A 21,685-nucleotide genomic window follows, 5' to 3' on the forward strand; every position below is an offset into this window, starting at 1 on the left:
CTTTGCGCCCATGTCGGCGGGGCAGCCGGTTGCTTCTGGCCGTTGCGCGCTGCGGGGCCGAGCCGGTCGATCGCCGGGGCCGAGCGGCCGTGGCTCGGGCCGGTCGGCCGCCCTTCGAGCCGGGCCGCGGACCGGTCGTCACGGGCGATGCCTTGACGCTGCCGGCCCGCTTCGCTTCTGTGCCGCTTTCGAACGCCGGATGCCGCCATGACCGCCGCCATGACCGAACGAACCGCCCTTGCCGTCATCCTCGCCGCCGGCGACGGCACCCGCATGCGCTCGGCCCTCCCGAAGGTGCTGCATCCGGTCGCCGGCCTGCCGATGCTCGGCCATGTGCTCGGTGCCGCCGCTTCGGCCGGCATCGGCCGGCGTGCCGTCGTCGTCGGGGCGGGCGGGGCGGCCGTCTCCGCCTTCCTCGCGAAGCACGCGCCGGACGCCCTCGTCGCCGAGCAGGTCGAGCGCCGCGGCACCGCCCATGCGGTGCTCGCCGCCGGCGCCCTGCTCGCCGCGGAGCCGGACGATGTTCTGGTGCTCTATGGCGACACGCCGCTCGTCACGCCCGAGACGCTCTCGCGCATGCGGGCAGCGCTTGCGGAGGGCGCGGCCGTTGTGGTGCTCGGCTTCCGGCCCGCCGATCCGACCGGCTATGGCCGGCTGATCGAAGAGGACGGACGGCTGGTGGCGATCCGGGAGGAGCGCGACGCGACCCCCGCGGAACGCGCGATCGGCTTCTGCAACGCCGGCCTCATGGCCTTTTCCGGCAAGGGGTTGCTCGATCTTCTTCGGGCGATCTCGAACGACAATGCGAAGGGCGAATTCTATCTCACCGACGCGGTCGAGCTGGCGCGCGCCCGCGGCGGCCGCGTCGTCGCGCTCGAGGCCCCGGCGGAGGAGGTGCTCGGCGTCAACACCCGCGTCGAGCTCGCCGCGGTCGAGGCGATCTGGCAATCCCGGGCCCGAAAGGCGGCGATGCTCGCCGGCGTCACCATGCCGGCGCCCGAGACGGTGTTCCTCGCCCATGACACGCGGCTCGATCGCGATGTGCTCGTCGAGCCGAACGTCGTCTTCGGCCCGGGTGTCAGCGTGGCGGAGGGCGCGGTGATCCATGCCTTCTGCCATCTCGAAGGCGCGACGGTCGAAGCGGGCGCTTCGATCGGCCCCTTCGCCCGGCTGCGTCCGGGAACCCGGCTCGGCGCGGGCGCGCGCGCCGGCAATTTCGTCGAGGTGAAGAATGCCGAGATCGGTGCCGGCGCCAAGGTGAACCACCTCTCCTATATCGGCGACGCCTTCGTGGGCGCGCAGGCGAATATCGGCGCCGGCACGATCACCTGCAATTACGACGGCTTCGACAAGCACCGCACGACGATCGGCGCCGGCGCCTTCATCGGCTCGAATTCCGCCCTCGTCGCCCCGGTGGCGATCGGCGATGGCGGCTATGTCGCCTCGGGCAGCGTGATCACCGAGAATGTCGATGCCGACGCGCTGGCGCTCGGCCGGGCCAGTCAGGTCGCCAAGCCCGGCTGGGCCGCCCGCTTCCGCGCCCGCAAGCGGGCGGAGAGGGCCGGGCGGGGGTGAGGCGACCTTCGTCTCGCGAGGGGCGACGCGCGGAAGGCTGAGCGGCCCCGTGAGACGACGCCCTGACCGCGGGGGGCGACGTGCCGCGACCGTATCGCCGGAAATGCCGCACGCGGTGGAGGCGGCCGCCAGGCATCCTCCCGCGGGCGGGCATGGCACGTGCGGCTACGGAATGGCGCTCGCCACCTCATTCCAGCAATCTGGCCAGAGCGCCCGCAACGCGCCTTGCTCCGAAGACCGACATGTGGTCGTCATCAAAATACAAGGCTTGGCCGTCACAAATAGCAAAGCAGACCACAGCGTCGCAGAAATAGTCTGCCAAGTCGAGCACTTTTATACCCGAGTGCAGGCCTGACAAGGCGCCGTAGAGGTTCCGATTCAGATCCAGCCATTCTGCCCTGGTGCGTGCGTGGGTATCGGGCTCGCCGGCAACGAACGACCGTTGTATATAGAGTGATATGTCGTACTTAGAACTGCACTTTTCGGTCTTGAGGGAGCTTAGATCGGAAGGTCAGCTCTCTGATAAATTGCAGTGCAACGGTCATATTTCCTGTGCTCTCGCCGCGGCTGTCGTGCGTCGGGAAGCCGCCCTTCCTCGCCGCGGGACGTGGTTCCGGCCCGTCGGGGGTGGGCGCCCTCGACAGGCCGAGGCGGAGCGCGTCGGAGGATGATGGACGAACCGCCGGAACCGTGCGGCGGGGCGTGCCGTTCGATCCCGAGCCGGTGAGCGAGCGGCTGCCTTGACGGCGCCCGGCGCCCTGACGTCTTCTCCCGAACGCACGTGTCACGTGAGAACGCCGGGGTCCTGCCGAGAATGCGCATTGCCTACCGTCCGGAGATCGATGGTCTCCGCGCCGTCGCCGTCGTGCCCGTGATCCTGTTCCACGCCGGCCTTTCGACCTTCTCCGGAGGCTTCGTCGGCGTCGACGTGTTCTTCGTCATCAGCGGCTATCTGATCACGTCGATCATAGTGAAGGATCTGGAAGCCGGCACGTTCAGCCTTCGGGATTTTTACGAGCGGCGGGCGCGCCGCATCCTGCCGGCGCTTTTTCTGGTGATGGTGTGCTGCCTGCCGTTCGCATGGATATGGATGATGCCGATGGACCTTTGGTCGTTCTCGGCCAGCGTCGTCTCGGTGTGCCTGTTCGTTGCCAATTTCCACTTCTGGAGTGAGAGCGGTTACTTCGATACGGCGGTTCAATTCAAGCCTTTGGTGCACATGTGGAGCTTGGCCGTCGAGGAGCAATATTATGTCATCGCGCCGATCGCTCTGCTCTTGCTATGGCGTTTCGGCCGCGGCAAGACGATCTGGCTGATCGCGTTGACCGCTGCTCTCAGCCTGGGCCTGAGTGAATATGCCTCCCGGGACTTTCCCGAGGCGAATTTCTACATGCTGCCGACGCGAGCATGGGAACTGATGGCCGGTGCGCTGTGCTCTTTCGTCGTCATCAGACAGAGCGGTGCGCGTGACAACCTGTTTTCTTTGCTCGGCCTCGCCGCGCTGATCGTCGCTGTCTTCTGCTTTGACGAGACCGTTCCCTTTCCCTCGCGTTATGCCTTGCTGCCCGTGCTCGGAACCTGCGCGATCATTCTGTTTGCGCAGCGGGGCACGCTCGCGTGGCATGTGCTGTCGCTCAGGCCTCTCGTCGGGGTCGGGCTGATCAGCTACAGCGCCTATCTCTGGCACCAGCCGCTGTTCGCCTTCGCACGTATCCGCTCGCTGACGGAGCCGAGACCCGCATTGATGCTGGCGCTCGCGGCGCTTTCCCTTGCTCTTGGCTATCTCAGCTGGCGGTTCGTCGAGCGTCCCGCCCGTCGCAGGGGCGGGGGCTTGCTGCCGACCCGCAGAGCGGCGTTTTCCGCTTTCGGCCTCGTGGCCGCAGCCCTCCTCGCGCTCGGCACCGCAGGCTATGCCACCGACGGATTCCCGACGAGCGTGAGACTCGATGCCGAGACACTAAAGTATATGTCGTTCATGGGACATAACAGACGAAAGCACTTCAATCTCGACTGCTTCTTATACATTGATCAAAACTCGATCGCGTTCTTCAAGCGTGATCGGTGCCTTTCCATCTCGAGCGTGAAACCGAATGTCCTCGTCATAGGAGATTCCCATGCGGCGCATCTCGTCCGGGCGATCGCGGCGGAGTTTCCGGCCGCCAACGTCATCCAGGCTACCGCGTCCGGCTGTACGCCGATCCTGCCGCTCGTCGGCGAACGGCGTTGTACCGATCTGATGAGATATGTCTTCGATGAATTTCTGCCTCGCCATCATGTGAACGTCATCATCCTGTCAGCGAACTGGTCGGACGCTGACTTGGCGAGTATTCCGTCTGCATCGGAGCTGCTCAGAAAGTATGCGGACAAGATTATTCTGATCGGCCCGACGATGACCTATTCGAGGGACGTTCCTCGCATCCTCGCCGCGGCTCGAGAGGCGGGCACGGGCGATGTCGACGCGTTCGGCCGGGAGTTCGCGTTCGCCTACAGGTGGAAGATCAACGAAGCGATGAAGCACGCCGCGGAGGCCGCCGGCGTCCATTATGTCGACCTCCTCGAAACGAACTGTCCGAGCGGTTCGTGCCGGCTCGTCACCGATCAGGATGAGCCCGTCGTCTTCGATCTGAGCCATTTTTCGGAGAGCGGCGCCCGAATGGTCGTCCGGATGCTCAAAAGCGAACACAAGCTCGACGATCTTCCTCGATAGAGGCCTCGCGCTGAAAGAGCGCGTTGCCGCCACGGGATGACGGGCGGCAGGCGACCGTCACGAATTCACGGCTCGGTGCCTTCGGGCAACGAAAAGGGGCCGCCACAGGCGACCCCGACAGTCCGGAAGCGGCAATGAGGAATGCCGGTCAGCGCTTCGAGAACTGGAAGCTGCGGCGGGCCTTGCGGCGACCATACTTCTTGCGCTCGACGACGCGGCTGTCGCGGGTCAGGAAGCCGCCCTTCTTCAGCGCGCCGCGCAGTTCCGGCTCGAAATAGGTGAGCGCCTTCGACAGGCCGTGGCGGAGCGCGCCGGCCTGGCCGGACAGGCCGCCGCCGGCGACCGTCGCACGGATGTCGTACTGGGTCGCGCGGTCGACCAGAACGATCGGCTGGCGGACCAGCATCTGCAGGACCGGCCGCGCGAAATAGGCGGTGAAATCCTTGTCGTTGACGATGATCTTGCCGGTGCCGCGGGTCAGCCAGACGCGCGCGACGGCGTCCTTGCGCTTGCCGGTGGCATAGGCGCGGCCCTGGGCGTCGAGCTTCTGGACGTGCACCGGCGCGCTCTCGGCGGCCGGGACGAGGTCCTGGAGGGACTGGAGGTCGGCCATCGGATTACTCGCTCCTCGCGTTCTTCCGGTTCAGCGCGGCGACGTCGAGCGTCTCCGGCTGCTGAGCGTCATGGGGGTGGGTCGCGCCGGAATAGACGCGCAGATTCTTCAGCTGACGGCGGCCGAGGGGGCCTTCGGGGATCATCCGCTCCACCGCCTTCTCGACGACCCGTTCCGGGAAACGGCCGTCGAGGATCTGGCGCGCGGTGCGCTCCTTGATGCCGCCCGGATAGCCGGTGTGCCAGTAATAGGTCTTGTTCTGGCGCTTGCGGCCGGTCAGCACCACCTTGTCGGCATTGACGATGATGACGTTGTCGCCATCGTCGACATGCGGGGTGTAACCGGGCTTGTGCTTGCCGCGCAGGCGGTTCGCCACGATGGTGGCGAGACGCCCGACGACAAGGCCGTCGGCGTCGATCAGAATCCACTTCTTCTCGACGTCCGCGGGCTTGGCGGAGAAGGTCTTCATCGGCTTGGCTTTCGTCTCTCGCCCGAGGGCATGACACATAGCGGGCCGGCGAGCCGGCCCGTTCGTCGGCGGAGATAGCCGAGCCCTCCCGTCATGTCAAGCCGAACAAGGTCGCCGATCGGGCCGAAAAGAGCGATTGATCAATATGTTATCGGAAACGGTAGCATAATACCGCATGCCTCCTCGGGGGCTTTATCGGCAGCGCCGATCGACTATGCTCGGGACCCGATCCGACCGGAGGTCGCAATGAACGAAAACGGTCTGGCGCCGCGCCTGTCGCTCGTCACGCTGGGCGTGGCGGATGTCGCCCGGGCGCGCGCCTTCTACGAGGCGCTCGGCTGGCGTGCGGCGTCCGCGAGCACGCCGGAGGTCGCCTTCTTCCCTCTCGCCGGCGCGGTGCTCGCGCTCTTCGGCCGCAACGCGCTCGCCGACGACGCCAATGTGTCGCCGGCCGGCGACGGCTTTTCCGGCTTCGCGCTCGCCCACAATGTCGAGAGCGTGGCGCGGGTCGACGCCGTCATCGCCCATGCGCTCGCCTGTGGCGCGCGGCTCGTCCGCGGGCCCCGCAAGACGGAGTGGGGCGGCTATTCGGCCTATTTCTCCGATCCGGATGGTCATCTCTGGGAGGTCGCGCACAATCCCTTCTTTCCGCTCGACGCGGATGGCCGGGTGGTTCTGCCCGAGACCCCGGTGGAGGGTGCAGCATGAGGGGACTGCGCATCTTCCTCGCCGCCGCGATGCCCCTCGTCGCCGGGTCGCCGGCCCTCGCCGCCGAGATGCCCTATACGCCCGTCACCGTCACCTATGACCGTGCGGGTGCGGATGCCGAGGGTCTTGTCGCCCTCGTCAAGCGACTCACCGACGCCGTCCGCACCGGCGACATCGCGACCATTCGGGAGTTCACTGCGCCGGAGCTCGCCCTTTATGCGCCCTCGGCCGGCTTCCCCGAGGGGGATTCGGCCGCCGCGCTGCCCAATCCCGATGGACGGCCCGGCCTCGAACGCCTCGCCCAGGCCGTGATGATGACGACCACGGGCACGATGGAACTCGCCCAGGACGAGCTCGACGGCATGGTGGTCGCCTTCTTCGCCGATGCGCTCGAGAGCGGATCGCTCGGCCGGGCGAAGGGGGCGGGCGGGGCGATCTGCGCGCCCGCCGAGCCGCAGTTCGACCGCAACGCCGGGCTCGCGATCGCCGATGCGGCGGGTGTCACGCCCGACGATCTGTGGATCCTGCCGGCCGCGACCGGCTTCCGCGACCGGCCCGACCCGGCCGCCGAGGTGGCGGTGACACTTCCTGCCGGCACGATCGCGCCCTATCTGAGCGGTTCGGTCGACGGCACGGACGGGTCGAGCGAGTGGTATGAGGTGGCGCTGCCCTCGGGCAAGCCGGGCTTTGCGCGGGACGACCAGTCGCTCGCTCTCGTCGAGCCGCGCGTCTGCTTCGGCGAAATTCAGGGCCGCTGGCTCGTTACCGCGCTCGTCGTGCCGCAGCTCTGAAGGTGATCATGGACCACGACCATTACGATGCGGCTTATCTGCGCGCCATCCTGACGGAAACCCGCTCGATCGCGGTGATCGGCGCCAGTGCCAATCCGTCCCGCCCGGTCCATGGCGTGATGGCCTATCTCATCCGCTCCGGCTATGCCGTCACGCCGATCAATCCCGGCCTCGCCGGGCAGGCGATCCACGGCCGGACGGTCGTCGGCCGCCTCGCCGATCTCGCCGAGCCGGTCGACATGATCGACGTGTTTCGCAACTCCGACGCGATTGCCGCCCTCGCGGACGAGATCCTCGCGCTCCCCTGGCGCCCGAAGACCGTCTGGCTGCAGCTCGGCATCCGCAACGACGCGGCGGCGGAACGGCTCGAGGCGGCGGGCATCCAGGTGGTGATGGACCGCTGCCCGGCGATCGAGCGGCCACGCCTCGTCGGTTAAGGAAGGCCCGCCTTCCGGCCCTCTCCCGGTCGCGGGCGGGGGTCACCCTCTCCCGCGTGCGGGAGAGGGTAGGGTGAGGGCCTTTCCCAAGGGGCCTTTCAGCAAGACGACAACCCGGTCTGCCGGAAGGCGGGCCGTCTCGGAAACGATCAAAGGGAGGATATCTATGGCCGAAGACCGCATTCCCGGTTTCGCGACGCTCGCGATCCATGCCGGCGCGCAGCCCGATCCGACGACCAAGGCGCGCATCACACCGATCTATCAGACCGCGTCCTACGTCTTCGACGACGTCGATCACGCCGCGGCGCTGTTCGGCCTGCAGGCCTTCGGCAACATCTACACCCGCATCATGAACCCGACCAATGCGGTGCTCGAGGAGCGGGTGGCGACGCTCGAGGGCGGCACGGCGGCGCTCGCCGTCGCGTCGGGCCATGCCGCGCAGCTGCTCGTCTTCCACGCGCTGATGCAGCCGGGCGACCGCTTCGTCGCCTCGAAGCGGCTCTATGGCGGCTCGATCAACCAGTTCGGCAATGCCTTCAAGAGCTTCGGCTGGGAGGTCGACTGGGCCGATCCGGACGAGATCGGCTCCTTCGAGCGGGCGATCGGGCCGAAGACCAAGGCGATCTTCATCGAGTCGATCGCCAATCCCGGCGGCATCGTCACCGATATCGCGGCGATCTCCGCGATCGCCAAGCGGGCCGGCGTGCCGCTCATCGTCGACAACACCCTCGCCAGCCCCTATCTCTGCAAGCCGTTCCAGCACGGCGCCGATGTCGTCGTCCATTCGCTCACCAAATTCCTCGGCGGCCACGGCAATTCGATCGGCGGCATCATCGTCGACGGCGGCACGTTCGACTGGTCGCGCGAGGGGCGCTATCCGATGCTCGCCGAGCCGAGGCCGGAATATGGCGGCATCAAGCTCCACGAGACCTTCGGCAATTTCGCCTTCGCGATCGCCTGCCGGGTGCTCGGCCTGCGCGATCTCGGACCCGCCCTCGCGCCGATGAACGCCTTCCTGATCCTGACCGGCATCGAGACGCTGCCGCTGCGCATGCAGCGCCACAGCGACAACGCCCGCGCGGTGGCGGAATTCCTCGCCGATCATCCGGCGGTTTCCTGGGTCAGCTATGCCGGCCTGCCGGGCGACCGCTATCACGGCCTGATGCAGCGCTATGCGCCGAAGGGCGCGGGTGCGGTGCTCACCTTCGGGCTCAAGGGCGGCTATGACGCCGGGGTGAAGCTCGTCTCCTCGGTGCGCCTGTTCTCCCATCTCGCCAATCTCGGCGACACCCGCTCGCTCGTCATCCACCCGGCCTCGACGACCCACCGCCAGCTCACCGAGGCACAGCGTGCCGCGGCCGGCGCGGGCGGCGACACGGTCCGCCTGTCGGTCGGCATCGAGGACAAGGAAGACATCATCGCCGACCTGCAGCAGGCGCTGGAAGGCCTCTGAGCCGGAGCGTCGGCTGCCTCCTCCGCGGGAGGCGAAGGGCGGCGTAGTGCGGGGTCGGGCGCTTCCCGATCCCGCACGCGACGGCGACGGCGGGGCCGCGGTCCGGGCGTGGTGCGGCCGGCGATGGCGTGCTCGATGAAGGCGCTCACCAGCGACGGCGAGAGGGCGTCCCGAGCCGTCATTCCTGCCTCCTTTTCGCCGACCAGGCGACGACGCCGGCGGCGATCGCCGAACCAGGCGGCGCCGCTGCGGGCCGATCGTCGACGCCGCCGCGGCGCGCGCCGTACGACCGCCTTCACCTTCGACGGCGGCACTCGCCGCGAGCTGCGGCGCCGGCCGGCGATCGTGTCGATTCTGCCACCCCGGGACGTGGCGAGAGCTGGTGAGGCTCCTGTCATATTTCCGAGGCCCAACCGTCATCCTGCGCCTCTACCAAAGAGCGGCCGATGATGGAGCACCTCGTGTTTCGTGACCGTATCTTGCTCGGAGTGAGCGGCCTCGGCCTCTTTGCCGCTCTCGCCGCGCCTCCGGCCTCCGCCGGCTGCGCCCCGCCCGCGGCGACCGGCGACGCGGCCGCCGAGATCGGTGACAACGAACCCGGCTATCTGTTCGCCCCGTCCGTCACGCTGGACGGCCGGCTCTACGGCGTCTATGCGGGCGACGCGAACGTGATCGCGACGCGCGATGACGACGGCGCCCTGACGGCCGGCGACACGGGTGTCTGCCTCGGCGACCACGATCGCTTCGATGCCGGCTTCGAGCGCCGCTTCACCGCCGGTGCGATCGCCGAGATCGGCGATCACACCGCATTCGCCATCCGTCTTTCCGGCGGCACCGCCACCGTCGAGCGCGGCATTCTCGCCGGCGACGACGCGACCATTCTCATCGAGGTCGACGGAGCCGCGCCGCTGATCGTCGCCGAGGGACCGCTCGTCGCCGCCGGCGAGCGCGCCGACATCACGCTGCGCGGGACCTATCGGATCGAGACGGGCGATGCGGTCACCGCCGGCTCCGGTGCGGTGAGCGGTGCGGCAGACGTGCAGGTGACGATCGAGGGGACGCTCGCTGCACGCAACGGGACGGCGATCGGTCTCGGCGGCGGTGACGACGCCGTCTTCATCCGCGGCACGGTCGAGGGCACCGCGGGTGCCGTCGACCTCGGCGAGGGGGACGACCGGCTCGTCCTCTATACCGGTTCGCAGACCGCCGGCGGGCTGGCGGGCGGGGCGGGCGACGACCGTTTGACGCTCGACCGGCTCGACAGCGACGCCGCCACCGGCACGCTCGAGGCGGCGACCGGCTTCGAAGCGCTCGACATCGCGGCCGGCCGATGGACGCTCGGCGATGTCTCGACCTTCGGCACGGTGGCCGTCGCCTCGGAGGCGACCCTCGTCGCCCCCGAGGGGTTCGGCGGCGCGGCGACCGTCGCCGGCCGGCTCGAGGCGGCGGGGGACCTCGCGAGCGTCACCGTCGAAGCGAGCGGTGTGCTGGCGGTGCACGGGCCGGCGGGCGCCACGCTCGACGCGTCCGGCGCCGTCGTGATCGCCGGCACGCTCGAAATCGATCTCGCCGCAGACGGCACCAATGACCGGCTCGCCGCCGACACGATCGTTCTCGATCCCGCGACCGCGCGCCTGTCGATCACCGCCGCGGCGGGGCTCTATGCGGCGCAGACCGACTACACCATCCTCACCACGCAGCAGGTGGACGGGCTGAGCGGCCGGTTCGCCGAGGTCTCCGAGGATTACGCGCTGCTCGACGCCGAACTCTCCTATCTCGACGAGGCCGTCGTGCTCACGCTGGTGCGCAACGGCACCGCCTTCGCCGATCTCGGCCGAACTCGGAACCAGCGCGCGGTCGGTGCCGCGCTCGACGCGGCCGGCGCATGGGACGTCGCCGAGCGTCTCGTCGGCATGACGACGGCGGCGATCCCCGCGGCGCTCGACGCGCTCTCCGGCGACCTCTTTCCATCCGCCCTCGGAGCCCGGGTCGCCGAGGCGCGCCTCTTCGACGCCGCCCTCCGTCGCCGCGTCGAGGCGGCCTTCGGGGCTCCGGACGGCGGTGCCGTGCCGCTCGCCTATGACCGTCCGGCGCCTGCGAACACGGCGGTCTTCGATCGCCTCCTCGCGGCGGACCGCATGCGTCGCGCCGGCTGGCTCGCCGGTCATGGCGGCTGGTTCAGCTTCGAGGGCGACGGCAATGCCGGCGCGATGGACGATTCCGTCGGCGGGGCGTCCGGTGGCCTCGATCTCGTCTCGGGCGAGACGATGATCGGCCTCGCCCTCGGCTATTCGAGCGGATCGGTCGAGGTGGCGAGCCGTGGTGCGGAAGCCGACACCGACACCGTGCTCCTCGCCCTCTATGCGGCCCGCCAATGGCACGGCGCCACCCTCTCGGGCGGTGCCAGCTATGGCTGGTCCTCGACCGACAGCCGGCGCACTGCGCTCGGCGAGACCTATAGTGCGTCCTATGACGGCGGCACGGCGAGCCTCTTCGCCGAGATCGCCTATGACGCGCGGCTCGGCGGCTCAACCTTCACGCCCTTCGCCGGCCTCTCCTATGCGCGTGCCCAGCAGGGTGGCTTCGTGGAGACCGGCGGCGCCGCCGCGCTCATTTCGGACGGCGGGCATTTCGACAGCCTCGCCTCGACGCTCGGGCTTCGTGCCAGCCACGAAATGGTGCTCGCCGGCGGCGTACGGCTCACGCCGCACGGCGCGCTCGCGTGGCGGCATGCCTATGGCGATCTCGTGCCCGACACGGCGATGCATTTCGTCGAGACCGGGACTGGCTTCCAGATCGAAGGCCTGGCGATGGCCGGGGACGCGCTCGCCGTCGGCGCGGGCGTTGCACTCGATGTCGCGCCCGGAGTGACGCTCAGCATCGATTATGCCGGCCAGTTCGGCGACGGCGCCATCACCAACACGGTCAAGGCGAGCGGACGCATCGGCTTCTGACCGCTCGCGCTTCGCGGAAAGCCTCGGCTCGGGCGGCCGGTGCCGCCCCGGACCCCCCCGTCAGTCGTAGCGGAAAGCGCGGGCGAGCTGATCCTCGAGCGGCTTCAGGAGATAGGCGAGGGCGGTGCGCTCGCCGGTCTGGATATAGGTCTCGACCGGCATGCCCGGCACCAGCGTCTTGCCCTCGAGCTTCCGGCCTTCCCCCGGCGCGAGGGCGACCCGGGCGACGTAGAAGCTCGCGCCGGTCTGCTGGTCCCGGGTGAGGTCGGGGGAGATGCGCAGCAATTCCCCCGCGAGATCCGGTGTGGTCGCCGCGTCGAAGGCGGGGAAGCGCAGCAGCACGTGCTGCCCGGGACCGATCCGGTCGATCATCTGCGGATCGATGCGCGCATCGACGACGAGGCCGTCCTGCTCGGGAATGAGCAGCATCATCTGTTCGCCCGGCCCGACCACGCCGCCGATGGTATGGACCGCTTTCTGGTGGACGATGCCGTCCTGCGGCGCGCGGATTTCGGTGCGCTGAAGCTGGTCGATCGCGGCGATCCGGCGCTCGGCGAGATCGGCGATCTTGGCCTCGACGTCGCGCAGTTCCGTCGCGACTTCCTGGGACCGGTTCTGGTCGAGCTGGATGATCTGCAGCTCGATCTCGGCGATCGAGCCGCGTGCCCGCGCCGTCTGTGCGACGAGCTGGCCCTGTTCGCCCGAAAGGCTCGCGGCCTCCCGCTGCAGGGCGGCAAGGCGCGAGAGCGGAGCGAGGCCACTCTCGTAGAGCGTGAACACCCCGGAGAGCTCCTGGCGGATCAGGCGCAGCTGTTCCTTCTTCGACTCGATCTGAGCGGCGAGACCGGCGATTTCCTCTCCCGTCTGCGCGATCCGTTCGCGCAGCTGCGCGATCTGGCCGTCGAGCGCCCTGCGGCGTGAGGCGAAGAGGTTCAGTTCGCCGCGGATCGCCGAAACGATCTCGGGCTCCCCGGATCGCGCGGCGAGTTTCTCCGGCAGAGTCACCTTGTCCCGGCCGTCGCGTTCCGTTTCCAGCCGGGCCTTTCGTGCCTCCAATTGCTGCACCTGGACATCGATCACGCCGAGATTGGCGCGCGCCGTCGTCTCGTCGAAGCGTACCAGACGCTGCCCCGCCTTCACCCGGTCGCCGTCGTCGACGAAGATCTCCGCCACGACGCCGCCGGTCGGGTGCTGGATGCGCCGGACATTACTCTCGACCACCACCTGGCCCGGCGCGATCACGGCGCCGGAGAGCGGCGCCGTCGTAGCCCAGACCCCGGCCGTGCCGATGAAGACGGCGAGGGCGCCGAGCCCGAGCCTTGCGGTGATCCGGATGTCGCGTCGCGGATCGAGCGGCTTGGCGATGTCCATGGTTCAGGCCTTTCCGTCGACGGTGGCGAGGCGCGGCGCCGCCGCGGGCTGCGCAGCCGGCTTCGGCGCACCGGCGAGGGCCTTGCGCAGCACATCGTCCTTCGGGCCGAAGGACTGCACCTGCCCCCCGGCGAGCGCGAGCACGAGATCGACCCCGGTCAGCGCCGATGGCCTGTGCGCCACGACGATCACGATGCCGCCGCGGGCGCGGATGCCGCGCACCGCCTCCGTCAGAGCGGCGTCCCCCTCGGCGTCGAGATTGGAGTTGGGCTCGTCGAGCACGACGAGGAAGGGGTCCTTGTAGAGCGCGCGGGCGAGGGCGACGCGTTGGCGCTGCCCGCCCGAGAGCGCCCCTCCAGCCTCGCCGACCGGTGTGCCGAAGCCGTTCGGAAGGCCGAGGATCATGTCATAGGCCCCCGCCGCGCGGGCCGCGGCGATCACGGCCTGCTCGCTCGCCCGCGGCTCGAAGCGGGCGATATTCTCGGCCACCGTGCCGTCGAACAGCTGGATGTCCTGCGGCAGGTAACCGATCATCGCGCCACGGGTCTCGGCCGGCCATTGTTCGAGCGTGGCGCCGTCGAGCCTCACTTCGCCCTTCGCCGCCGGCCAGACGCCGACGAGTGCCCGGGCGAGCGTCGACTTGCCCGACGCCGACGGCCCGATGATCGCGAGTCCGTCGCCGCCCGCGAGCGCGAACGAGATGCCCTGGAGCACCGGGGCCGGTGCCCCCGGCGGCACAACGACGAGATGCTCGACGGTGAGCCGGCGCTGCGCCGCGTCGGGTGCCACCGGCCGGTCGATATCGACAGGGGGCAGACCCTGCCCGAGCCGCTGCCAGGCCTGACGGGCGGCGAGAAAGGGCCGCCAGCTGGCGATCGCGAGCTCGACCGGGGCGAGGGCGCGGCTGCTGATGATCGAGGCTGCGATCATCACGCCGTGCGAGGCCTCGTTCTGGATGACGAGCCAGGCACCGACACCGAGCAGTGCGGACTGGAGAATGAAGCGCACCGTCTTCGAGGCGGTGCCGAGGCTGCTCGCCACGTCGGAGGCGCGCAGATTGGCGGCGGCATAGCCGGCATTCGCCTCGCCGAAGCGGCGCACCACACGGTCCTCCATTCCGAGCGCGGCGACCACTTCGGCGTTGCGCCGGCCCGTCTCGAGGAGAGCGGCACGGCTGGAAGCGCCGCGTGCCGCGTCACGCGTCGGGCCGCGCGTCGCGAGCTCGGTCGCGACCGTCAGGCCGGTCAGGATCAGGGCGCCGCCGACGAGCGTCCAGCCGAGCAGCGGATGGAGGAGGAAGCATGCCGCAACGTAGAGCGGCATCCATGGCAGATCGAACAGCGTCGTCGGTCCGAGACCGGAGAGAAAGCCGCGCACCGTGTCGAGATCGCGCGAGAGCTGCAACCCTTCGGCGGAGCGGCCCCGCAAGGGCGCCCGCAAGACCGCCTTCAGAACGGGAGCGGCGAGCGCCTGGTCGAGCGCGACGCCGATCCGGACCATGATCCGCTGTCTGAGGCCGTCGAACAGGCCGAGCAGGAGATAGAGTGCGACGATCGCCAGAGAGAGCGCGACGAGCGTCGGAACGCTGCGCGACGGCAGGACCCGATCGTAGACCTGCAGCATGTAGATCGAGCCGGCCAGCATCAGCACGTTGACGGCGGCCGAGAACAGGGCGACCGCGAGGAAGGCGGAGCGGCAGGAGCGTAGCGCTTCCTGCGGCAGGTCGCTGCGCGGTGCAGCGACCGGGCGGGAGGTGAGGGAAGCAGGCCGGTTCATGAGGATCTTCGGGCGCATCCGGATCGCCGTCGCGCGGTCCATCCGCACCGTCCGGGCGGCCAATTTCGCTAGACCGCATCGACGTCATTCTTATGACGGGTCCATGCTCACATTTAAGTCACCTCAACGTAAGGTCGCTCGGAAAGATTAACCCGGCGAAACATTTAAGAGGCCGACGCTTCGCCCGTTCCGAATAATTCAGAGTGATTGATGTAATATATCGGAATGAAAAAAATCCGGCGAATTGTGCATGTTCAGCCGCCTTTTCACATCCCTGAAATCGTCACGTTATCTTTTTCCCCGAGTTAAGGGCCAGTTCAATGCGTCGGGGTCGGAGTGGGCGGACCGCGCTCGCCGGCCTCTTTCCCCCCGTCGATTCTCAGCTGCCGTGGCCCTGCGCCGCGCGCCGATCCCCTATGTCAGGAGCGCCTCCCATGTCCCTCGGTTCCGGTTCCATCGCTTTCGTCGCCTTCAACGCCGACGGCATCGACAATCTCGCATTCGTCGCCATCGACGCCATTGCGGTCGGGACCGTGATCACCTTCACGGACAATGTCTGGGACGGGACGGGTTTCGCGACATCGGAGAGCGTCTGGACCTGGACCGCGACGGCGGACGTCGCGGCCGGAACGGTGATCACCATCGACGGCCTGGCGAGTGGCGAGACCCTCTCGGGCAGCCTCGGCACCGTCGCCTTCACGAATGAGACCGCGCGCGGCCTCGAGGACCAGAACGAATCGGTCTACGCCTATGTGGGCGAGGCTACCTCGCCGACCTTCCTCGCCGCGATCACCAACGATACCTTCGCCAATGCCGGCGGCACGCTCGACGGCACCGGCCTCGTGCTCGGCACGCACGCGATCGCGCTCGCCACGAAGGACGCCGATGCCGACATCGCGCAGTACAACACGAGCCGCATCGGTGCGGTGGAGATGCGCAACTATCTGCCGTTGATAAACAATCCGGCGAACTGGATCACCCAGGACACGGCCTTCGACGACAGCACCGACAGCGCTTCGCCCAACGCGCCGTTCTCGACCGTGCCCTTCGTCGAGGGCGGTCCCGGCAACGAGGCGGCCAACGTCTTCGGCGACGACGACGACAGCCTCACCAACACCGGCGCGATCGTCGGCGGCGTGTCGATGGGCGGCGGCGACGACGAACTCGTCAATTCCGGCTCGATCGAGGCGACCGGCGGCTCGGCCGTCGACATGGGCGATGGCGACGATCTCGTGACGCTCGAAGAAGGCTCCTCGGTGGTCGGCACGATCCTGCTCGGCGCCGGCGACGATCTGCTCGACGGTGCGGCGAGCATCGGTGACATCGTGGTCGAAGGCGGCGCGAACGACGATCGCATCCTCGCCGGCTCCGGCGACGACGTGCTGTCGGGCGGTGACGGGGCCGACCATATCGACGCCGGCGAAGGCGACGATCAGCTCTTCGGTGATGCCGGCGAAGACGTGCTGCTGGGCGGTGCGGGCGATGACATCCTCGATGGCGGTGCCGATGCCGACGTGCTGTCGGGTGGCGATGGCGACGACACGCTCTATGCGGGTGCGGGCGATACGGTCGATGGCGACGAAGGCAACGATCTGATCGAAGTCGCGGCGGGCGAGGACTCGCCTGCGGCGATCGACGGCGGCGAGGGCGACGACACCCTCGAGCTGCTCGGCAGCGGGACCGGCTCGCTCGCGACCAGCACCGTGGCGAATGTCGAGACCCTGCAGGTCGCCGGCGGCGAATGGGCGGTGGGCGATACCACGGGCTATACCGACATCGCGGTGCAGGACGGCGCGACCGTCACCGACATCATCACGCTGACGGGCGGCCAGACGCTGGTCGTCGAGGAGGGCGGCGCGGTCGGCAATGACGGCACGGGTCGCCACGTCCAGACCACCGGCGGCACGGTCGACAATGCCGGCGTCATCAACGGCCTGAGCTATGTCGGCGGCAGCACTCCCGGCACGTTCTCGGTCGTCAACCAGAAGACCGGTGAGATCGACTACCTGCTCGCCGTGACCGGCAAGCTGGAGCAGGACGTTGCCGCCATCGTCAACTATGGCAGCATGTATGGCAGCACGCAGGGCGCGATCGCGATCGACTTCGAACAGGCGACCGGCAGCGGCGCCCGCATCGTCAACGAGGCCGGCGGCGTGATCGCCACCGCGTCGCATCAGGACGTGATCCGCGGCGGTCAGGGCAACGTCATCGAGAACCACGGCACGATCCGCTCGGACGCCGACTGGGTCACCGGGGACGGCGAGGTGATCGGCGGCGGCGACGCGATCGACTTCAAGAAGAAGTCGGGCGGCACCGTGCACAACTTTGCCGGCGGCTGGATCGAGGGCTCCCGTCATGCCGTCACCGGCAAGTACGGCACGACCATCATCAATGAGGAAGATGGCACCCTGGTCGGGCGCAACGGCTCGGCTGTGAATATCGACAATGACAAGACGGTCGCGAATACGGTCTTCGTCACCAATCGCGGTGTGATGGAAGGCCGCTCGGCCGGCTACGAAGACTCCGACGGCGATGCGATCGACATCGACGGCCTCGCGGAGATCGAGAATTACGGCACGATCGAGGGTCTCGGCGCGAATGGCTACCACAACGGCTATGACGCCATGGACGCCAACATCTCCGAAGGCCTGGCGATCGGCGGCGGCACGATCGTCAACCATGAAGGCGCGACGATCTACGGCTATGGCCGCGCCATTCAGGTCGACGATTCCTCGAACGGCGCGGCGATCGCTTCGACGACCATCACCAATGACGGCACGATCGAAGGCGGCGGCAACGGCCCGAGCGGGGTCTCCGCCGAGCACGCCGCGATCATGCAGGCCGTGATCGACGGTGCCGAGGCGATCAACATCGTCGGCACCCGGGCGGACACGATCACCAACGGCGCCACCGGCGCGATCATCGGCGGCGTCTCCACCGATGGCGGCGACGATACGCTGAGCAATGACGGCACGATGACGGCGATCGCCGGCTCGGCCGTCGATCTCGGCGAGGGCGACGACCTGCTCATCAATCGCGGCACCATCACCGGTGCGGTGCTGACCGGCGCCGGCAATGACGAGATCATCACCACCAGCACCGGCGTGTTCGACGGCGCGGTCTCGACGGGCGACGGCGACGACAAGCTCGGCAATTCCGGCAAGATCACCGGCACCGTCGATATGGGCGACGGCAACGACGTCGTGAACCTCTATATCGGCACCGACGTCGCCGGGACGATCCTGCTCGGTGCCGGCGATGACCGGCTCACCGCCGACATGTATCAGAGCCAGGGCTTCACCGTGGAGGCGGGCGAAGGCGACGATCAGGTCACGACGAGCTTCGGCGTGGACGTGATCCATGGCGGCGCCGGCGCCGACATGATCCATGCGAGCGATGGTGACGACCAGCTCTTCGGTGAGGACGGCGACGACTTCCTCTCCGGCGAGGCCGGTTCCGATCTGATCGACGGCGGCGACGGCGACGATACGCTCAATGGCGGCGCCGGTGCCGACACGCTGAAGGGCGGCGCGGGTGCCGACACGATCCAGGCCGGTGCCGGCGACACCGTCGATGGCGGCGCGGGCGACGATCTGATCGAGCTCACGGCGGGTGAGAGCGCGGCGGCCGCGATCGACGGCGGCGAGGGCGATGACACGGTCCGTCTTGTCGGCGAGGGTCTCGGCGCGCTGATCGCCGCGACGAATGTCGAAAAGCTGGTCGTGGCGGGCGGCAGCTGGACGGTCGCCGGCAATGGCGGCGTCTATGCCGACATCGTCATCGAGGACGGAGCGACGGTCCGCTCCGCTCTGACGCTGAACAACGACGACACGCTGACGATCGAGGCCGGCGGCACGCTCACCAAGAACGTCACCCTGCGCCCGACGGGCACGGGCGTCGTTCTCGACAATGCCGGCACGATCGCCGTCACCAGCTATGGTCAGGCGGTCACGGTCTATGCGCAGGAGGACGAGGGCACCGTCACGGTCTCGAACCGCGAGGGCGGCGTGATCTCGGGCGCGGATCTCGGCAGCGCCGGCGTGCTGTCGGTCGATTACGGCGACGAGCTCGCCAATGTGGTGATCGACAATGCCGGCACCATCGAGGCGCTCGCCGAAGGCCGCGTGGTCACCGCCAAGGACTTCAACGGTGCGTCGCTCGTTCTCAACAACCTGGCGACCGGCGTGATCCGCGGCATGGGTGAGGAAGCGACCGTCTATGGCAATTTCACCGCGGTGAACAATGCCGGCCGGATCGAGGGCGGCGAGGAAGGCTTCGACTACAAGACCAACACCGGGGTGACCTTCAACAACCGCAGCGGCGGCTACATCGAGGGCGCGCATCACGCGGTCACCGGCGAGCGCGGCGTGAAGGTACTCAACGAGGCCGGCGCGACGATGGTCGGCCTCAACGGCTCGGCGGTGAACATCGACAATGACGGCTCGGAAGAGCAGCGGGTCTACGTCACCAATTACGGCACGATGGAGGGACGTTCGGCGGAGACGGCAGATTCCGACGGCGATGCGATCGATGTCGACGGCCTCGTCCAGGTGCTGAACTACGGGACGATTAAGGGTCTCGGAGCGGAAGGCTACCACAAGGGCGAGCCGAACGTCTCCGAGGCGATCGCGGTGGGCGGTGGCGACATCGTCAACGGCGAGGCGGGGACGATCTATGGCTATGGCCGGGCGATCCAGGTCGACAATTCGAGCAATGACGCCGCCCTCGGGGCCACGACGATCGTCAATGACGGTCTGATCGAGGGTGCCGGCAACGGTCCGGAAGGCGTTCTCGACTCGGACCTCGCCCGCTTCGACCTGCGCGGCAACGAGGCGATCAATCTGGTCGGCGACTATGAGGACTTCCTCGGCAACAACAGCAAGGGCCGGATCATCGGCGGCGTGTCGATGGGCGGTGGCCGCGACACGCTGAACAATTCCGGCTCGATCGTCGCGGTCGGCGGCTCGGCGATCGACATGGGCAACGGCAACGACCAGGTGAACCTTTATGTCGGGGCGACGGTCGAGGGCGACATCCTGCTCGGCGCGGGCGACGACGTGATCTCGTCGACCTCGGCGGGCGCCTTCACGGTCTATGGCGGCGAAGGCAACGACACGATCTCGATGTATGACACGATCTTCGGCGGCGACGACGTGCTCTACGGCGAAGCCGGCGACGACGTGATCTCCGGCGGGCTCGGCAAGGACGAGATCGACGGCGGCGAAGGCAACGACACGATCAATGGCGGTGCCGGTGACGACATCCTGAATGGCGGGGCCGGCGACGATGTCCTCAGTGGCGGCGCGGGTGCCGACACGATCCAGGCCGGTGCCGGCGACACCGTCGATGGCGGCGAGGGCGACGATCTGATCGTGCTGTCGACGGAGGGCGGCATTCCGGTCTCCATCGCGGGCGGCGCCGGAAGCGACACGGTGCGCCTCGAAGGCACCGGCACCGGCGCGTTCGGCGGCTTCGACGGTCTCGAAGCCGTTGCGCTCGCGGGCGGCGACTGGACGCTCACCGACGAGGACGCCGCGGTCCGCGTCGTCTTCGCCGAGGGCGCGCAGACGCTGCGGCTCGACGCGGCGCTGCTCTCCGACGGCGGCTTCGCCGGCACGATCGCCGGCTTCGGGCTCGAGGATGTGATCGGTCTCGAGGGCATCGGTGGCGCGACCTCGGCCCTCCTCGGCGCCGGCAATCTGCTGACGGTCTCCGGCGGCACCACCGTGGTGACGCTGCAGCTCGATCCCGACCAGGATTTCAGCAGCATGCTGTTCAAGCTCGTCTCCGACGGCGAGGGCGGGGTGCTGCTCTCCTACGAGCCGGGTCCCGGCGCCGGCGACGACGAGATCACCGGTGGCAATGGCGACGAGACGCTCGACGGCGGGGCGGGTGACGATGTGGTGAAGGGCGGTGCCGGCAACGACGCCGTCACCGGCGGCACGGGCGACGACACGGTGGACGGCGGCTCCGGCGACGACGTCGTCGAGGGCGGCGCGGGCACGGACACGGTGCGCGGCGGTTCGGGCGGTGACACCGCCCGGGGCGGCGCGGGCGACGACGCGATCGACGGCGGCTCGGGCGACGATCTCCTCTTCGGCGACGCCGGCCGCGACACGATCGCCGGTGGTTCGGGCGACGATACGATCGCGGGCGGGGCGGACGACGACGTGCTGTCGGGCGGTTCGGGCCACGACGTGTTCGTCTTCGCGGCGGGCTTCGGCCATGACCGGGTGACGGATTTCTCGCTCTCTGGGTCGAGCGCCGACGTGATCGCCTTCGCGGACGATCTCTTCGCCGATTTCGCCGCCGTTCTCGGCGCGGCGGATCAGGTCGGCCGCGACGTGGTGATCACCATCGACGAGGCGACCAGCCTGACGCTCGCCAACGTCAAGCTCGCCGCCCTCGCCGCCGACGACTTCCGCTTCGCCTGAGCTATTCGAAAGCCCATTGAAGAAAGAACGGCTTTCGTTTTCACCAGAAGGTCCCGGCGCCTGTTTCATTTTTACAGGTGCCGGGACAATAATATGAAGAGAGATAGCTCGACTCGCATCACGACTCATTGAGATTGTTTTTATTCAAGATCGCAAAATAATCGAGATCGTCTCTGTTGAGCCGTCTCTTCATCTCGACGTTGTGAACTTATCGTAACGGATCGCTATGGAGTGATCCAGGCCGGTGCGCCCGAGATCTTTCGTGGCCCCGATCGACGGCGTCCCTTGCGTTGTACCAGACGTAATCCGTGTCCCCCCGGGGCGCGCCCGACGGTCGCCGTCAGCGCGCTCGTTCCTCTCTGACCCTCCGATCATTGCCGGGCGGGTCTCGACAAGG

General features: G+C 68.3%; 13 protein-coding genes. 8 read left to right on the top strand and 5 right to left on the bottom strand.

Going from position 1 to position 21,685, the window contains the following annotated elements; all coding sequences use genetic code 11:
• Positions 1-219 precede the first annotated feature (219 nt).
• A complete protein-coding gene (gene glmU, locus GGQ63_RS00960) occupies positions 220-1,575 on the top strand; it encodes a bifunctional UDP-N-acetylglucosamine diphosphorylase/glucosamine-1-phosphate N-acetyltransferase GlmU (protein WP_183852578.1) in 1,356 nt (451 codons plus the stop codon).
• 187 nt (positions 1,576-1,762) lie between these two features.
• Here glmU and GGQ63_RS22385 read toward each other — a convergent pair whose 3' ends face one another.
• On the bottom strand, positions 1,763-2,035 hold the full coding sequence (locus GGQ63_RS22385) for an SGNH hydrolase domain-containing protein (protein ID WP_425502045.1): 273 nt from the start codon (positions 2,033-2,035) through the stop codon (positions 1,763-1,765).
• A gap of 354 nt (positions 2,036-2,389) precedes the next feature.
• Here GGQ63_RS22385 and GGQ63_RS00965 point away from each other — a divergent pair, with 354 nt between their 5' ends.
• Positions 2,390-4,282, top strand: a complete 1,893-nt coding sequence (locus GGQ63_RS00965) for an acyltransferase family protein (RefSeq protein ID WP_183851727.1) — start codon at positions 2,390-2,392, stop codon at positions 4,280-4,282.
• A 148-nt stretch (positions 4,283-4,430) separates the two neighbouring features.
• On the opposite strand, the gene rpsI is transcribed toward GGQ63_RS00965, so the two are convergent.
• Positions 4,431-4,895 carry a 30S ribosomal protein S9 gene (rpsI, locus tag GGQ63_RS00970; protein WP_183851728.1) on the bottom strand — a complete coding sequence of 155 codons (465 nt, stop codon included), beginning with the start codon at positions 4,893-4,895 and terminating at the stop codon, positions 4,431-4,433.
• A gap of 4 nt (positions 4,896-4,899) precedes the next feature.
• Positions 4,900-5,364 (bottom strand): 50S ribosomal protein L13, encoded by a 465-nt coding sequence (gene rplM / locus GGQ63_RS00975; RefSeq protein ID WP_183851729.1) that lies wholly within the window; start codon positions 5,362-5,364, stop codon positions 4,900-4,902.
• 246 nt (positions 5,365-5,610) lie between these two features.
• On the opposite strand from rplM, the gene GGQ63_RS00980 reads away from it, so the two are divergent.
• The 5 genes from GGQ63_RS00980 (at position 5,611) to GGQ63_RS01000 (ending at position 11,707) form a co-directional block, all read left to right on the top strand.
• Positions 5,611-6,072, top strand: a complete 462-nt coding sequence (locus GGQ63_RS00980; protein ID WP_183851730.1) for a VOC family protein — start codon at positions 5,611-5,613, stop codon at positions 6,070-6,072.
• The gene (locus GGQ63_RS00985) at positions 6,069-6,863 is read left to right on the top strand and encodes a hypothetical protein (RefSeq protein ID WP_183851731.1); all 795 of its coding nucleotides are present in this window, start codon (positions 6,069-6,071) and stop codon (positions 6,861-6,863) included. The genes GGQ63_RS00980 and GGQ63_RS00985 overlap by 4 nt, the downstream gene beginning before the upstream one ends.
• 8 nt (positions 6,864-6,871) lie before the next feature.
• Complete coding sequence (locus GGQ63_RS00990) at positions 6,872-7,300, top strand: CoA-binding protein (RefSeq protein ID WP_183851732.1); 429 nt, start codon at positions 6,872-6,874, stop codon at positions 7,298-7,300.
• A 166-nt stretch (positions 7,301-7,466) separates the two neighbouring features.
• Positions 7,467-8,753, top strand: a complete 1,287-nt coding sequence (locus tag GGQ63_RS00995) for an O-acetylhomoserine aminocarboxypropyltransferase (RefSeq protein ID WP_183851733.1) — start codon at positions 7,467-7,469, stop codon at positions 8,751-8,753.
• A 446-nt stretch (positions 8,754-9,199) separates the two neighbouring features.
• Positions 9,200-11,707 carry an autotransporter family protein gene (locus GGQ63_RS01000; RefSeq protein ID WP_183851734.1) on the top strand — a complete coding sequence of 836 codons (2,508 nt, stop codon included), beginning with the start codon at positions 9,200-9,202 and terminating at the stop codon, positions 11,705-11,707.
• A 60-nt stretch (positions 11,708-11,767) separates the two neighbouring features.
• On the opposite strand, the gene GGQ63_RS01005 is transcribed toward GGQ63_RS01000, so the two are convergent.
• Together GGQ63_RS01005 and GGQ63_RS01010 are read right to left on the bottom strand one after the other, a co-directional pair.
• Entirely contained in the window at positions 11,768-13,078 is a 1,311-nt protein-coding gene (locus GGQ63_RS01005) for an HlyD family type I secretion periplasmic adaptor subunit (protein WP_183851735.1), read from the bottom strand.
• Between the two features lie 3 nt (positions 13,079-13,081).
• Entirely contained in the window at positions 13,082-14,896 is a 1,815-nt protein-coding gene (locus GGQ63_RS01010) for a type I secretion system permease/ATPase (protein ID WP_343061050.1), read from the bottom strand.
• Between the two features lie 392 nt (positions 14,897-15,288).
• On the opposite strand from GGQ63_RS01010, the gene GGQ63_RS01015 reads away from it, so the two are divergent.
• A complete protein-coding gene (locus tag GGQ63_RS01015) occupies positions 15,289-21,288 on the top strand; it encodes a calcium-binding protein (protein WP_183851736.1) in 6,000 nt (1,999 codons plus the stop codon).
• Positions 21,289-21,685: the final 397 nt, after the last annotated feature.

It is taken from the genome of Prosthecomicrobium pneumaticum, assembly GCF_014199915.1.
In the GTDB taxonomy this organism is placed as follows: Bacteria; Pseudomonadota; Alphaproteobacteria; order Rhizobiales; family Kaistiaceae; genus Prosthecomicrobium; species Prosthecomicrobium pneumaticum.

What these genes read in the sequence shown, in the direction of transcription:
- glmU (WP_183852578.1), top strand. Translation starts at nt 220, where the DNA reads ATGACCGAACGAACCGCCCTTGCCGTCATCCTCGCCGCCGGCGACGGC.
- GGQ63_RS00965 (WP_183851727.1), top strand. Translation starts at nt 2,390, where the DNA reads ATGCGCATTGCCTACCGTCCGGAGATCGATGGTCTCCGCGCCGTCGCC.
- rpsI (WP_183851728.1), bottom strand. Translation starts at nt 4,895, where the DNA reads ATGGCCGACCTCCAGTCCCTCCAGGACCTCGTCCCGGCCGCCGAGAGC.
- rplM (WP_183851729.1), bottom strand. Translation starts at nt 5,364, where the DNA reads ATGAAGACCTTCTCCGCCAAGCCCGCGGACGTCGAGAAGAAGTGGATT.
- GGQ63_RS00980 (WP_183851730.1), top strand. Translation starts at nt 5,611, where the DNA reads ATGAACGAAAACGGTCTGGCGCCGCGCCTGTCGCTCGTCACGCTGGGC.
- GGQ63_RS00985 (WP_183851731.1), top strand. Translation starts at nt 6,069, where the DNA reads ATGAGGGGACTGCGCATCTTCCTCGCCGCCGCGATGCCCCTCGTCGCC.
- GGQ63_RS00990 (WP_183851732.1), top strand. Translation starts at nt 6,872, where the DNA reads ATGGACCACGACCATTACGATGCGGCTTATCTGCGCGCCATCCTGACG.
- GGQ63_RS00995 (WP_183851733.1), top strand. Translation starts at nt 7,467, where the DNA reads ATGGCCGAAGACCGCATTCCCGGTTTCGCGACGCTCGCGATCCATGCC.
- GGQ63_RS01000 (WP_183851734.1), top strand. Translation starts at nt 9,200, where the DNA reads ATGATGGAGCACCTCGTGTTTCGTGACCGTATCTTGCTCGGAGTGAGC.
- GGQ63_RS01005 (WP_183851735.1), bottom strand. Translation starts at nt 13,078, where the DNA reads ATGGACATCGCCAAGCCGCTCGATCCGCGACGCGACATCCGGATCACC.
- GGQ63_RS01010 (WP_343061050.1), bottom strand. Translation starts at nt 14,896, where the DNA reads ATGGACCGCGCGACGGCGATCCGGATGCGCCCGAAGATCCTCATGAAC.
- GGQ63_RS01015 (WP_183851736.1), top strand. Translation starts at nt 15,289, where the DNA reads ATGTCCCTCGGTTCCGGTTCCATCGCTTTCGTCGCCTTCAACGCCGAC.